The 15842-nt window shown below is 59.9% G+C and carries 5 protein-coding genes; all 5 read left to right on the top strand.

Features of this window, described 5'->3' with window-relative positions:
• Positions 1–181 precede the first annotated feature (181 nt).
• Positions 182–1879, top strand: coding sequence for a ShlB/FhaC/HecB family hemolysin secretion/activation protein (locus FOY93_RS00270; RefSeq protein WP_143344464.1), 1698 nt, complete (start codon positions 182–184; stop codon positions 1877–1879).
• 14 nt (positions 1880–1893) lie between these two features.
• The gene (locus FOY93_RS00275) at positions 1894–14325 is read left to right on the top strand and encodes a hemagglutinin repeat-containing protein (RefSeq protein ID WP_143344465.1); all 12432 of its coding nucleotides are present in this window, start codon (positions 1894–1896) and stop codon (positions 14323–14325) included.
• On the top strand, positions 14315–14695 hold the full coding sequence (locus FOY93_RS00280) for a DUF6911 family protein (protein ID WP_232057359.1): 381 nt from the start codon (positions 14315–14317) through the stop codon (positions 14693–14695). The genes FOY93_RS00275 and FOY93_RS00280 overlap by 11 nt, the downstream gene beginning before the upstream one ends.
• Before the next feature lie 198 nt (positions 14696–14893).
• Positions 14894–15577 carry a hypothetical protein gene (locus tag FOY93_RS00285; RefSeq protein WP_074168312.1) on the top strand — a complete coding sequence of 228 codons (684 nt, stop codon included), beginning with the start codon at positions 14894–14896 and terminating at the stop codon, positions 15575–15577.
• The gene (locus FOY93_RS00290; protein ID WP_133293482.1) at positions 15574–15807 is read left to right on the top strand and encodes a hypothetical protein; all 234 of its coding nucleotides are present in this window, start codon (positions 15574–15576) and stop codon (positions 15805–15807) included. Before FOY93_RS00285 ends, FOY93_RS00290 begins: the two co-directional genes overlap by 4 nt.
• Positions 15808–15842: the final 35 nt, after the last annotated feature.

Consider the following 15842-nt stretch of genomic DNA (forward strand, 5'->3'; position numbering starts at 1 on the left):
TTATTTTGGCTAACTCAAGATTTAAGGCTTAGTTAAATAATTTATTATTTTTTCTTAATCGGCCTCTCATTTTTCTAAAAAAATATTTTATTTGATGAGCCCTAACGCAAATTAGATATACTCGCATTAAGAATGCTCTTATATTTCGAAAATATTAATTTCGAATAATTTTGTGGCATGGATGAATAGCAATAAAATAAAAAAGAGAATAATTTCATTAGCAAATTATATTATTTTTATCTTATCGGTTGCGCTTTTTTCAGCGAGCGCTAACGCTGCCCCCTTGTCTCCAGCCGATCGCGATTCCATTCAACAGCAACAGCAGCAGCTTTTATTACAGAACCAGCAACAGCGTGAGGAGCTGGAGCGGAGTATTCCTCGCCCCGCGCCCGCCAGACCGCTGCCTGTTACCGGCTCCGGGCCCTGTTTCACCATTCATACCATTACCCTTTCCGGTGCGACCCTCATTTCCCCGAAAACCCGGCAGGCCCTTGTCGCACCGTGGCAGGGCCGCTGTCTGGATATGGCGAAAATAACGGAGCTTCTCGCCCATATTTCTGACTGGTATATCAGCCGGGGATATATCACCAGCCGCGCTTTTCTTACCGAGCAGGATCTCTCCGGCGGCCAGCTGAATATTGTGGTGCTGGAAGGACGGCTGGAAGCGATCCGCCTGGAAGGCGAAACGCCGCACATGCTGAAAATGGCGTTTCCGGGACGGGTGGGCGGCATCCTTAATTTACGCGACATCGAACAGGGCATGGAGCAAATTAACCGTTTGCGTGCCGAACCGGTTCAGATTGAAATTCTTCCGGGAACGCAGGCCGGATATTCCATCGTTAATCTCACGGCAAAACCGGAATTTCCCTTAAGTGTATCGGTAAGCCTGGATAATAGCGGGCAGAAGAGCACCGGTGAAAACCAGCTGAATGGCGTGCTCACCGCCAGTAATATGCTGGGGCTGGCGGATAAATGGTTTGTCAGCGGCGGGCGCAGCAGCGATTTTGCCAGCGCGTACGATGCGCAGAACTTCCAGGCGGGCGTCAGCGTGCCGTTTGGCTACGGCCTGCTGGACTACAGCTACGCCTGGAGTAACTACCGGACCACCATCAGTAACCAGGGATTCAACTGGCTCTCCACGGGCGATACGAAAACCCACCGCGTTAACGCGTCCTGGGTGGTCTTCCGCAACGGGGAGGTGAAAACCGGCATTGCGGCTGGCGTGGTTCAGCGATCCAGCCGCAACTGGCTCAACGACGCGCCGCTTCAGAGCAGCACGCGCAACCTCTCCAGCCTGGTACTGGGCATTACGCACACGCAAAAAATGCTGGGCGGCGTGGCGACCTTCAACCCGACCTGGAGCCACGGCATGCCGTGGTTCAGTGCCGAAACCGACGAAGATAAGTCCGGGGATGTGCCGCGTGCGGAATTCCGCAAATGGAGTCTGAACGCCAGCTTCCAGCGGCCGATTACCCGTAATGCCTGGTGGCTGACCAGCGCCTATGGCCAGTGGTCGCCCGACCGGCTGTACGGCTCTGAGCGCCTGACGCTCGGCGGCGAAAGCTCCGTGCGCGGTTTTAAAGAGCAGTACCTGTCCGGGGATAACGGCGGCTACTGGCGTAACGAGCTGGGGTACTCCCTCTTCACCCTTCCGGTGATTGGCGCGGTGAGCGCAACGGTCGCCGTTGACGGCGGCTGGCTGGAAAAAGACCGTCAGGACCGCTTTGCCTCCGGCACGTTATGGGGAGGCTCGGTGGGGCTGAGCAGCGCAGGGCGCTGGTACAGCAGCCAGATTTCGGTCGGTACGCCCCTGCACTACCCCGACTGGCTCGGCCCGGATCATGTGAGCGTTAACTGGCGCATTGCCTTCATGCTTTAAGAGACTCTACGACTATGGATACCCGTCACCCACCCGTTCGTTTCTCACAGCGTCTGATCAGCTGGATTGTCTGCGGCCTGATGGTCTGGCAGCCGATGGCGCCTGCCGTCGCGGCGGCGCTTACGCCAACCGGGCAGACCACGGTCGATCGGGCGGGGAACGGGGTGCCGGTCGTCAACATCGCCACGCCCAACGGGGCGGGTATCTCGCATAACCAGTTCGGTGAGTATAACGTCGGCAAAGAGGGGCTTATCCTCAACAACGGCACGGACCGTTTAACCCGGACCCAGCTGGGCGGGCTTATCCAGAACAACCCCAACCTGCAGGCCGGGCGGGAAGCGAAAGGCATTATCAACGAAGTCACGGGCGCCAGCCGCTCGCAGCTGCAGGGCTATACGGAAGTCGCCGGTAAAGCAGCAAACGTCATGGTGGCCAACCCGTACGGCATTACCTGTAACGGGTGCGGATTTATCAACACCCCGAACGTCACCCTGACCACGGGGAAACCGCAGTTCGACGCCAGCGGTAACCTGCAGGCGCTGGAGGTGACGAAAGGCGCCATCACGGTTGAAGGCCAGGGGCTGGATGCCAGCAAGAGCGACGCGCTGTCGATTATTGCGCGCGCAACGGAAGTGAACGCCGCGATTCATGCGAACGACCTGACGGTGACGGCAGGAGCGAACCGCGTGGGCGCAGACGGCAGCGTCAGGCCGATTGCCGGTGAGGGTGCCGCGCCCGTGGTGGCCGTGGATACCGGCGCGCTCGGCGGGATGTATGCCAACCGTATCCGCCTGGTCTCCAGCGAGACGGGCGTGGGGGTGAACCTCGGCAACCTCACCGCGCGCCAGGGCGATATTCAGCTGGACGCGGGCGGGAAACTGACGGTCACGAACAGCCTGGCCAGCGGCTCGATTACCGCGAACGGCGCGGGGGTGGCCCTCAGCGGCAGCCATCAGGCCGGGGGGGCGCTGAGCGTGGCCAGCTCGCGGGATGTGGAGCTGAATAACAGCACGCTCGCCAGCCAGGGCGATATGCGCCTTTCCGCTGCGGGGAAAGTGCAGATGACAGGCGGCGGGACAAACAGCGCGGGCGCGCTTGCGGTGAGCAGCGGGCAGGGGATGACGCTCAGCAATACCTCCCTGGTCTCCCGCGGCGCGGCGACGCTGGACAGTAAAGCTACCCTGACCGTCAACGGCGGCGGCGTGTCGGCACAGGGCGGGGCGCTGACCGTCACGAGCAAACAGGGAGTGGCGCTTGCGGATGCGACGCTGACGGGCCAGGCCGACACCACGCTGTCCACCGGCGGCAGCCTGACGCAGCGCGGCGGCAGCGTCACCAGCAAAGGCGCGCTCAGCGTGGCGGCCGGGAAGGATATCACGCTGACGAATACCCGCAGCGGAAGCAATACCCGCGCGACGCTCAGCAGCGGCGGCACGCTGTCCTCCACGGCCAGCGCGGTCTCGGCAGGAGAGAATCTGGCCCTGAGCGGCGGACAGCTGATGATGGACGGCCAGAGCCGGGCCGATGCCGCGGGCGACGTCCGCCTGACGGGCAGCGCCGTCAGTAATCAGGGGCAGGTGAATGCGGGGCGCGACATTGCGCTCTCCGGCAACAGGGTGTCCAGCAGCGGCCAGCTGGCGGCGAAAGGCCGCCTGGACGTGAACGCGGAAGAGCTGACGAACGGCGGCACGGCGCAGGGTAACGACGTCACCCTGAAGGGGCAGACGGTCACTAACAGCGGTACCCTGCAGAGCGCCGGCAACCTGGCGCTGAGCGCCGGTACCCTGGAGCAGCGGGGCACGCTCAGCGCGAAAGGCAACGCGAACGTCACGGCGCAGCAGGCCCTGCGTAACAGCGGCAGCCTGCTGGCTGACGGGGCGATGAGCGTGACGGCAGACGCGCTTGAGCAGAACGGCACCCTGTCCGGCGCGACGGCGCTGACGGCGCAGGCCGGCACCCTGACCAGCGGTCAGGCGTCCCGCACCACCAGCCAGGGTAACGTACAGATTACCGCGACCCGCAGCGCCAGCCTGAACGGGCAGACGGACGCGGCGGGGGCCTTAACCGTCGTCAGCACCGGCGACCTGACCACCGGCCAGGATGCGCACCTGCAGAGCGGGCAGGGGCTTACCCTGCAGGCGCAGAATGCCGCGCTGAACGGCACGCAGGCGGCGAAAGGAGCCCTGTCGGTGACGGCGGGCACCCTTGCGCACGCCGGGAAATCCACCGGTAACGCGCTGAGTTTTAACGCAACCGGCGACCTGACCAGCGGCGGCGAGCTCACCGCCGGTACCCTCAGCCTCAGCGGAAATAACATCCTCCACTCCGGCGTCGCAAAAGCGGACCGCATGACCCTGACGGCCCCCGGGCGCATCACCAGCAGCGGTACGCTGGTTGCCGGTACGCTGGCGCTGGACGGTGCCTCGGTGGAGAACGGCGGGCTGCTGCAGGGGACCACCCAGCTCGACCTGAAGACCGGGTCGCTCACGAACCTCGCCGGCGGGTCGGTCTACAGCGCGCAGGATTTAACGCTGAACGTTCCGGTGCTGGCCAACGGCGGGCTTATCACCACCGACGGCACGCTGCGCATTAAAGGCGACACACTGACAAACCAGGGTGAAATCAACGGCGTCAGCCTGAGCAGCGACTACCTCAGCCTGACCAACAGCGGACGCCTGCTGGCGGACGACCGGCTCACCCTGAACGGCACTGCGTTTACTAACGCGGGCAATATTGCGGCCGGCGACCTGCACATCACGGCGGACAGCCTGCAGAACCAGGGCACCGTCGGGGGAGACGCGGCCCTGACGCTCGGCGTGGCAGACCTCACTAACCGGGGCGCGCTGCGCAGCGGCGGAACGCTGACGCTTAACGGTGAAACGCTGGCCAACAGCGGCGAGCTCAGCGCCACCGCGCTGCTGCTGAACTTGACCCGACAGGCCAGCAACGATGCCGACGGGCGGGTAATTGCCCGGGACGGCCTGACGCTGACCGCCGCCAGCCTGACGAACGGCGGCCTGATGGCCGGTACCGACGCGCAGTTTAACAGCGCGTCGGTGACCAACGGCGGCACGCTGCAGGGGACACACTCCCTCACGGCGACCGGGGCACAGCTCAGCAACCTGCAGGCGGGCATGCTGCTCTCCGGCGGCGCGCTCGGCCTGCACCACACCACCCTGAACAACGCCGGGCTGCTGCAGGGCAACACCCTGAACCTGGCCACCGGCGAGTGGATGAATACAGGCAACGCGCTGGGGGAAGCGGGCGTGACGGCGGCGGTGACCGGCACGCTGACCAACAGCGGCAAGGTGCTCAGCCAGCAGGCGCTGGACGTCCAGGCCGGCAGGACCGATAACCGGGGCCAGCTGCTGGCGAAAGTGCTGACCCTGCGGGGCGACCTGCAGAACAGCGGCCTGCTTCAGGGCAGCAGCACGCTGGCCTGGTCCGGCAACACCTTCACGAACCAGCCTCAGGGCCAGGTGACGGGCGGCGAGACCCTGACGCTCAGCGGACAAACGCTGAGCAACGCGGGCAGCCTGCAGGGGCGCAGCGCGACGCTTGACGCCGGGAGCCTGAATAACCAGGGCAGCGTTCAGACGCTGGACGCCCTGACCCTTTCCGCGACCGGCAGGCTGGATAACACGGGCGCCCTGCTCAGCCAGAACCTGTTCACGCTGACGGCGGCGCAGCTGTTCAGCGACGGCCAGCTGGCCGGGAAGGCGCTGACGGTGAAGGCCGCGCAGCTGACCAACACCGGGATTCTTCAGGGCAACGACACGCTGGCGCTGACCACCCGCGCGCTGAGCAACGGCGCCACCGGGCAGCTGATTAGCGGCAGTTCTCTGGACCTGTCCCTCGACACGCTCGATAACGCCGGCCTGCTGCTGGTGAACGGCGGGTTTACCCTGCGGGGCAGCGACCTGACCAACCGGGGCGATATTCAGGCGCAGGACCTGGATTTGGGCCTGAGCAGTGCCCTGACCAGCACGGGGAACATCGTTGCCACCGGAGATGCCGCGCTTCACGCGACGACGCTGACCAGCAGCGGCACGGTGGCGGGCAAAACGCTGACAGCTGGCGCGACGGAGCTGCGCAACAGCGGCCTGATGCAGGGCAGCAGCGCGGTTAACGCCGCCGCTGACCGCTTTATCAACGAGCAGAACGGCAAATGGCTCTCCGGCGGCGGCTTCACGCTGACGGGCGGAGAGCTGACGAACGCCGGTACGCTGCAGGGCGCGACGCTGGGCACGACCGGCACCACCCTCACCAACAGCGGCACGGTGAACGGGCAGACGGGACTCAGCGGCACGCTCGGCGGGGCGTTAACCAATACCGGGCTGCTGCAGAGCGGCGGCGCGACCGCCTTCACCGCGGATACCCTGGCGAACCCGGGGCGCATCACGGGCGGTACGCTGTCCCTCACCGCCCGCGATATGAACAACGGCGGGCTGATGCAGGGAACGAACGGCCTGGCGCTCACCGGGACCACGCTGACCACGGGCGCGGCCTCGCGCACCCTCTCCGGCGGCATGCTGACGCTGGATGCAGGCCAGTTGACCACGCAGGGCACGCTGCAGGGGAACGGCGCGGACATCCGCGCCAGCGACTGGACGCACGGCGGGTCTCTGCTCAGCCAGGGACCGCTGACGGCCACGACCGGCGGCACGCTGACCTCTGCCGGCTCGCTGATGAGCCAGGGCCGGGCGGATATCACCGCACAAACGCTGGATAACCGCGGGCAGCTCCTCAGCGAGGGCGATGTGACGCTCGGCGGCAGCACGCTTAAAAACAGCGGCACCGTGCAGGGGAACACCCTCGCGCTGCATCAGAACAGCATTAACAACCAGGGCACCTTAACCGGTCTGCAGAGCCTGACCGTTCAGGGGCAGCAGCGGCTGATGGCGCGCATGGCGATGGCCGCGCCGCAGCAGGCGCTGATCAACGGCGCAGGCGGCAGGCTTCTCACTCAGGGCGCGCTGACGATTGCGTCCGGCGCGGTGACCAACGCCGGGAGCTGGCAGGCGCAAAATATCCTGCTCAACGCCCGCTCGCTCACCAACAGCGGCGCGGTGCAGAGCGCCGACGCGCTGCAGATGACGCTGGCCGACACGCTCACCGGAACCGCGGGCAGCAGGATCACCGCGCTGGGTGCGGCGACGCTGCAGGCCGCGACGCTGGCGAACCAGGGCCAGTGGGCGGCGAAAAACCTGACGCTGACGGGCGGTACGCTCAGCAACAGCGGCGCCATCAGCGGCGTGAATGGCCTGACTCTCAGCCAGACCGGCGCGGTCAGCCAGCAGTCTGGCGGCACCCTGCTGTCCGGCGGGGCGCTGAACGTCACGGCGGCCTCCGTCACCAGCGACGGCAAAATGCAGGGGAGCACGCTCGGCATCACCACCGGGGCGCTCACCAACGGCGGACGTCTGCAGGGCGATAACGGCGCGACGCTGGCCCTCAGCGGGACGCTGACCAACAACAGCGGAGGCGAAATCGTCAGCCGCGATGGCCTGACGCTGACCACGCCCGCGCTGTTTAACTACGGCCTGATCCAGGGCGGCGGCGAGACGCGGGTGACCGCCTCCTCGCAGGCGCGTAACGACGGCAGGCTGCTTTCCGGCGCGCGCCTGACGCTCGGCACGCCGCAGTTCACCGGCACCGGCTGGCTGCAGGCCACCGACCTGATACTCAATGCGGCAAACGCCACCAACGGCGGCACGTGGGTGGCCGATCGCGCCACCCTGACCGGCACCGCGTTTGCCAGCCAGGGCACCACCCAGGCGGGGCAGCTGACGGTTAACTACGGCCAGCTGAACAACAGCGGCACGCTGCTCGGCAACGCGCAGCTGAACATTAATGCCGACCAGGTGACCCAGAGCGCGGGCGGCAGGCTGCTGAGCGGCGGCAACCTGTGGCTGCAGAGCCGTGGGCTGGACCTGACCGGCCAGCTGGTGTCCCTGGGGGACTTAACGCTGCAGCTGACGAACGCGTTTACCAGCCGGACCGCCGTGGCGGCAGGCCGAACCCTGACCATCAGCAGCGGCGGCGACATCGATAACCGCAGCGTGCTGCAGGGGCAGGCGGTCAACCTGAATGCGGGCGGGCAGCTCAGCAACAACGGACAAATCACCACTGGCGGCGGCTCGAGCACGCTCTCCGGCAGCAGCGTGGCGCTGAACGGCGCGGGCTCGGTGCAGGGCGGAGGTGACATCACCGTGGCCAGCCGGAGCAACATTACCGTCGACGGCTTCACCGGCACGCGCGGCTCGCTGACCCTCAGCGCGCCGGGCGCCATCGTCAACACCGCGCTGCTGTACGCGGCGAATAACCTGGCGCTGTTTGCCGACAGCATCACTAACCAGCGCGGCGACATCATGGCGGGGAATCACCTGTGGATGCAGCGGGATGCAGCGGGGAATGCGAACAGCCAGGTGGTGAACACGTCGGGGAATATTGAGACGCAGAATGGTGATATTGCGATCAGAACGGGGCATTTGCTGAATACCCGTGATGGACTTTCGGTAAATAGCTGGACGGAGACTTCACAACTGGCTGAAAACGTCGGTGATGCAACGATTGAACTGCTTGTCCTGAGTCTCCCTTCAACGTCTTACAGAATCAGCAATACGAAAACCAAAGGATATCGCAACTGTACTTGTGCAATTGAGTACGATATTTACAGTTCATCTTTTGTTCCTACCGCAGAGAGCAGCCAAATGCGCTTTGCTGGCTCAGTGGTACATCTTGATGTAAGTGCGAGCGGTGGCGCGGGGCGCATCGCTTCCGGGCGCGATTTGGTTATCAATGCTGGTACTCTGGAAAATAAATCAAGTCAAATACTGAGTGAACGTAACGCATCTCTTTCAGGCTCGCAGCTGAACAATGAGAGCTATCAATCGGGAACAATGGGGACTTTTTATAATTATAAGTATCTCAGTTCTACTGGGGGTTCATCTTCGGAATCGGGATATCCTGGACCAAAAGCTAACTCGACCTTTATTTATGAGTTACAAGGTCTGACGACTGAATCTGTGGAGGGCGAAACCTTACGCGCCGTCATCCAGGCGGGCGGCAACGTCACCGCAAACTTCACCAGCAACATCAGCAACACTAATACCACCGCTAACGCGGGCGGCGTCAGCAACGTTATCTCCACCCCGTCGCTGAACACCCTCAGCAACCAGACCATCGGCAGCGGCGTGCAAAAACAGGGGCTGAACGCTACCGGCACCGTGGCGGTGAACTCGCCGCAGTGGAACGATCGGCTCCAGGGGGCGCTGCAGCAGCTTAACGGCGGCGGCGCGCTGGAAAACGGCGGCGCGTCCGGCACGCTTCTCAGCAACATTGCCACCACGCAGAAAGGCAACGCGAACCTCGGCCAGCTGGGCGCACTGGCGAACGCCGGGGTCACCACCGCCGATCTCCGAACCGCTCAGGGCGGCGCCGTCGGGCATTATCAGGGCCAGCGCGTCGATACCAGCGCTTACCCGCTGCCGTCGGGTAACAACGGCTATTTTGTCTTCTCCGACAACCCGAAAAGCCCGTACCTGATCGGCATCAACCCGAAACTGAACGGTCTCGGACAGCTTGATCCCGCCCTGTTTGCCGACCTGAACGCGATGCTCGGGATCAAACCGTCGTCCACGGCGCCGCAGGAGACGCGGCTGGCGTTTACGGACGAGAAGCAGTTCCTCGGCTCGTCTTACATGCTGGGCCGCCTCAACCTGAACCCGGACTACGATTACCGCTTCCTCGGCGATGCGGCGTTCGATACCCGCTACGTTTCCAACGTGGTGCTCAACCAGACCGGTAACCGTTACCTGAACGGTATCGGCTCCGATCTAGATCAGATGCGCTACCTGATGGACAACGCCGCGGCGGCGCAGCAGTCGCTGGGCCTGCAGTTTGGCGTCTCGCTGACCGCCGATCAGATTGCCGCGCTCGACCACAGCCTGCTGTGGTGGGAGAAAGCCACCGTCAACGGCGAAACGGTGATGGTGCCGAAACTCTACCTGTCACCGAAGGACGTCACCGTCAATAACGGCAGCGTGATCGCGGGCAACAACGTCACCCTGAAGGGCGGCAGCATCACCAACGGCGGCAGCACGCTGCTGGCGAAAAACAGCCTGACGCTCGACAGCCAGAACAGCATCAGCAACCTCAGCAACGGCCTGATGAAAGCGGGCGGCGACCTGAACCTGAGCGCCATCGGCGATATCAATAACATCAGCTCCACCATCAGCGGCAAAACGGTCGCGCTGGAGAGCCTGGACGGCAGCATCAATAACCTGACCCAGGTTGAGCAGATTGATATCAACGCCGGCGGGAAGTACGGCAACATCGGCCTGAAAGACACCCTGCTGGGCAACACGGCGTCCATTACCGCGCAGGATGGTCTGTCCCTTGAGGCGGGGAAAAACATCACCGTCACCGGCGCGAACCTGGCCTCCGGCGGCGATATGCTGCTGAACGCGTGGGGCGATATTGCCGTCAACGCGAATCAGATCAACGACGCATTCAGCTCCAGCCGGGAGAAAACCAGCCGTTCCTCCGTCACGTATCAGGGAAGTAACGTCACCGCGGGCGGCAACCTGCTGGTGAATGCCGGGCACAATCTTGACGTGACCGCCAGCGACCTGAAGGCGGGCGGCAGCGCGGGGCTGAGCGCGGGCAACGACCTGAACCTGAACGCAGAGCAAACCAGCGAAAGCAGCCGGAAAGGGAAAAGCGAGTCCCACAGCACCGGGCTCGACCGCACCACGATTTCCGCAGGCGATAACCTGGTCCTGAAGGCCGGGCAGGATATCAACGCTCAGGCCGCCGCGCTGGCGGCGGAGAAAAGCGTCGGGCTGCAGGCGGGTCGCGACGTGAATCTGGCGGCGGAAGAGACCACACAGGGCGATAGCTATAAGTCAGGCAAGAAAACCGTCATCAACGAATCGGTACGCCAGCAGGGAACCGAGATCGCCAGCGGGGCGAATACCCAGATCCTCGCCGGGCGCGATGTCACCACCGAAGCCGCGCAGGTAACGGCGAAGGGCGATATCGGCGTGGCGGCGGGCCGCGACGTCAATCTCAATACCGCAACCGAAAGCGATTATCACTACAAAGAGCAGACCAAAACCAAAAAAGGGTTCCTGAGCAAGAAAACCACCCACACCATCGAGGAGAACAGCGCGACGCGTGAATCCGGCTCATTGTTGAGCGGCGATAACGTGCAGGTCGTTGCGGGCAATAACCTGCTGGTGAACGGATCCGCCGTGGCGGGCGATGGCGACGTGAAGCTTAAGGCGGGCAACAACGTCGATATCGTGGCGGCCACGAACAGCGATACCTCCTGGCGCTTTAAGGAGGAGAAAAAATCCGGCCTGATGGGCTCGGGCGGGATTGGTTTCACCATCGGCAGCAGCAAAAGCACGCACGATCTCCGTGAGAAAGGCACCACCCAGAGTCAGAGCTTCAGTACGGTGGGCTCGACGGGGGGTAACGTCGCGATTTCTGCAGGAAACCAGGCCCACATCGGCGGCGCGGATCTTATCGCCGGGAAAGATTTAAGCCTCAGCGGCGACAGCGTCATCATCGAGCCGGGGCACGACAAGCGCACCCGGGATGAAACCTTCGAGCAGAAGAAAAGCGGACTCACCGTGGCGCTCTCCGGCACCGTCGGTAGCGCTATTAACAATGCCGTGAGCGCGGCGCAGGAGACCAAAGAGCAAAGTGATGGCCGTCTGAAAGCCCTTCAGGCCACCAAAACGGTGCTGTCCGGCGTGCAGGCCGGGCAGGCAGCGGATATGGCGGCAACCACCGGTGACCCGAACGCAATGGGTGTGAGCCTCTCGCTGACGACCCAGAAGTCGAAATCACAGCAGCATGCTGAGAGTGATGCGGTGGCAGGCAGCACGCTGAACGCAGGCAACAATCTTGCCATCACCGCGAACGGTAAAAACAAAGGCGCGAACAGCGGCGACATCGTGATTGCGGGCAGCCAGCTGAAAGCCGGGGGCGACACCACGCTGGATGCACAGAACGACATTCTGCTGTCCGGCGCGGCGAATACCCAAAAAACCAGCGGCAAGAACAGCAGCAGCGGTGGAGGCATTGGCGTGAGCATCGGTGCCGGCGGCAACGGTGCGGGTATCAGCGTGTTTGCCAACGTCAACGCCGCGCATGGCAAGGATAAAGGCAACGGTACCGACTGGACCGAAACCACCATCGACAGCGGCAAAAACGTCATCCTAAAAAGCGGGCACGACACCGTGCTTGATGGCGCTCAGGTTAACGGCAATAAAATCGTGGCAGATGTTGGTCACGACCTGCTGATGCGCAGCCAGCAGAACAACAGCGACTACGACAGCAAGCAGACCAGCGTTGCTGCGGGGGGCAGCTTCACCTTCGGCACCATGTCCGGTTCAGGCTATATCAACGCCAGCCAGGACAAGATGAAGAGCCGCTTTGATTCCGTGGCCGAACAAACCGGGCTGTATGCCGGGGACGGCGGCTTCGATATCACCGTGGGGCATCACACCCAGCTTGATGGCGCGGTTATCGCCTCTACCGCCACACCGGACAAAAACAGCCTCGATACCGGGACGCTGGGCTTCAGCGATATCCACAACGAAGCGGACTTTAAAACCTCGCACTCCGGTATCAGCCTGAGCGGCGGCGGCAGCTTCGGGGAAAAATTCCAGGGCAACCTGCCGGGCGGCATGATCTCCGCTGCGGGTAATAAAGGCCATAAGGAGGGCACCACGCAGGCCGCTGTGGCGGAGGGCTCCCTCACCATCCGCGACAAGGCAAACCAGAAGCAGGACGTGGCCGATCTGAGCCGCGACACCGAGCATGCCAACGACAGCATCAGCCCGATCTTCGACAAGGAGAAAGAGCAGAACCGTCTGAACGCAGTTGGGATGATCAGCGATATTGGCAGTCAGGTGGCGGATATTGCCAGGACGCAGGGTGATCTTAACGGGCTGAAGGCGGCCCAGAAAGAAACCGGCGCAACACTCCCCGCAAATGCGACAGAAAAAGAGCGCCAGAACTATCTTGCGAAACTGCGTGATACCCAGGCATACAAAAACGTGATGGTGACCTACGGAACCGGCAGCGCCATGCAGCGCGGCATCCAGGCGGCCACAGCAGCACTGCAGGGACTGGCGGGCGGCAATATCGGAGGGGCGCTGGCGGGCGCGTCAGCACCGGAGCTGGCGAACATCATCGGCCATCATGCAGGCATTGATGACGATACGGCGGCAAAAGCGATTGCCCATGCCATCCTCGGCGGCGTAACCGCAGCCCTTCAGGGCAACAGTGCCGCAGCGGGCGCTGTGGGAGCCGCATCCGGCGAACTGATTGCGACAGCTATCGCCAGACAGTTCTATCCGGACACAGACCCGTCGAAGCTGACGGAAGAGCAGAAGCAGACCGTGAGTACGCTGGCATCTGTTTCAGCGGGCATAGCTGGCGGGATTGCCGGGGGAAATACGGCTGGTGCGGCGACTGGGGCCAGTGCAGGGAAGAATGCGGTGGAGAATAACTATCTTAGCGTGTCTGAAAAGACAGAGCTTGAGATAGCAAAACAGACGCTTAAAAACAGTAAAGATCCGGCAGAGCGCGAAAAGGCGCAGCAGAAATATGATGCGTTGATTGAAAAAGATATTTCCAGCGATAAAGACGTTATTGATGCCTGCGGTAATGGTAATGCGGGTAGCTCAGCGTGTGCAGGTGCAAGACTAAAAGTCATTGCGACAAAAGAGGGATATGAAGATGGCCCTTATAACTCGAAATATAGCCAACAGTACGCTGATGCGTATGGGCAGATAGTCAATCTCCTTGATATCACTAGTGTTGATGCACAGAATCAGCAGCAGGTGAAAGATGCCATGATTAACTATTTCATGGTCACCAAAGGGGTTGATCGTCAGACCGCAGAAAGCTACACCGAAACGAAGCAGGGTCTGGAGATCATTGCGGCTTCGGTAACACCAATTTTGGGTTCTGCTGCGGCAAAACAATTAAGTAAAGTTGTTGATGCCAATCTAAAAGTCGTAGCCAGGGGAAATGTGGATGGAGTGAAGTTTTCTGACACCAACCAAGGTATAAGACCTTCACAGTTAGCTGATTTCAATAAACCGACGCTTATCAATGATGTTGTGCAGGCCAAGATAGACAAGCGGCCGGATAAAAATCTTCCCAATGGGAATATGGGAACAGCTCATGCAGAGGTAGGTGTAATTCAGCAAGCTTATGAAAAAGGAATGACTAACGGCAAAGATATGCTTATGTCGGTAAGTGGGGAGAAAGTTTGTTCATACTGTCTTAGCGATATAAAAATTATGGCTGAAAGATCAGGGCTTAAGTCGTTAACATTATTTGAAGAAACTACTGGTAGGACCTTATATTGGCAGTCAGGAACAAAGGGCTTCCGCGTAAAAGGAGCTAATGATGAATAGGTTGCTTGTTTCATGGTCGATAACACAAAAAGGTGGTACGAAGAAGCCTGATTGCTGGGAAGATATTGTTAACTTATTAGCCAAAGTTCGTTTTTTTAGTGGTTGTGTAACCGTCGACAGATTAGACTGCGAAGGTTATTTAATCTCAGAAGTACAAGTAAGAATGGAAAAAGGTTTCTATCTGGTTACGTTTTTGAACGAAGATGATGAGGTTATGTCAATTACTGATTTAACACAACCAGATGAAAAAGTGTTAATTTTCGGAGATTACTGGCCAGCAAGTCAGCTTACAAAAAATTATGATCTTGTTGTCAGGATCTTTAGGGAGTTCTTCGATACTGGCAATGTATCAAAGGAACTTCTTAATTGAAATATAAATCCAAGATTTCGGCGTCCGCAGTGATGCTGTAGTTTGCTTATATGATGGTGGCGCGATAGACCTTGTGTCACGGCAGGGCGGTAGCGTCTGTGGCCCCAAAAACGCTTAACAGCGCAAAAATCCTGGGCATAAAATACAACAGGGATAAGAAGCTGTAACTAACTGAAAGAAAAGGGAAAAGTGGTTGCGGTGGCTGAGTTCGCACCGGAAAGAGTTGTTGTTGAGAATAACAACCTTGCCAGCGTTCTGGCAGCTGCAAATGCTGTAAAATCGGGAACGACAGAAAAATGGCAGGCAGAGCAGCAGGCCGCGATTAAAGAAGCCGGCAGCGGAGGCACACCGGTATCCTGCCAGATGGCGATGGCGGCTATGGGAACAGTGTTGTACGGAGGCATTCTTCCTGAAGCAATAGTGATTTCTGGTGTAATCAGCGCCGGAGCTGTGTGTGGTGTTGATTATGTGATGAATGGTTCCGTTGATCCTAAAAACGTTATTGCTGCCTACTGGAGCGGTGCTTTAACCCGTTATACTGGATTTGAATCAACAGTTCTTATCAATGCTGGTAGCAGCGCCATCGTAAGCTACCTGGATGGAAAAAATCCATTCCTTTACGGAACTATCGGTGGTTTGGGTGGAGCAATTGGTTATGGAGTAGGTAATAAATTAATAGAACCGATATTGGGTGAGGTTGTTAATCCCATGTGGAAATCTTTACAGTGGGAGGATATTGGATATGGTATATCTCAGCCTTATCGATTGAGTCCAGTGCCTGGGATTGTTGGAGCTGCAGGCGGCGGCGTTGCAGGTGAAGTATTTAATGTGGTGGTAGACCCATCTACTCCTGCTAATAACAAGAATGGAGCAGCAAAATGAACGAAAAAAGATGGCTAATATCTATTATTTTGATTTTGTTGACGCTGATCTTAACAATGGATATTATTGCTTTGCTAACTTATTTTTTTGCAAAGGCCTATCTCTATTTCATTCGTAATATCCCTGTTGAGATAAGTCTTTTTGAGTTAGTGAGGATTATTAAGGGCGCATCGTTGGGTGGGGTTATTGTTGGTGTAGGTTGCTGGTATATTTCTTTTAAAAAATATTAGTTGTTGCTGAGAGTAAGTTTTTAAGCTGAAATGAG

Origin of the sequence: Enterobacter sp. 18A13 (genome assembly GCF_007035975.1) — a bacterium.
Taxonomy (GTDB): domain Bacteria; phylum Pseudomonadota; class Gammaproteobacteria; order Enterobacterales; family Enterobacteriaceae; genus Enterobacter; species Enterobacter vonholyi.

Bases quoted from the DNA above. Each gene is read 5' to 3' on its own strand.
- FOY93_RS00290 (WP_133293482.1), top strand. From the start codon at position 15,574: ATGAACGAAAAAAGATGGCTAATATCTATTATTTTGATTTTGTTGACG.
- FOY93_RS00270 (WP_143344464.1), top strand. From the start codon at position 182: ATGAATAGCAATAAAATAAAAAAGAGAATAATTTCATTAGCAAATTAT.
- FOY93_RS00280 (WP_232057359.1), top strand. From the start codon at position 14,315: ATGATGAATAGGTTGCTTGTTTCATGGTCGATAACACAAAAAGGTGGT.
- FOY93_RS00275 (WP_143344465.1), top strand. From the start codon at position 1,894: ATGGATACCCGTCACCCACCCGTTCGTTTCTCACAGCGTCTGATCAGC.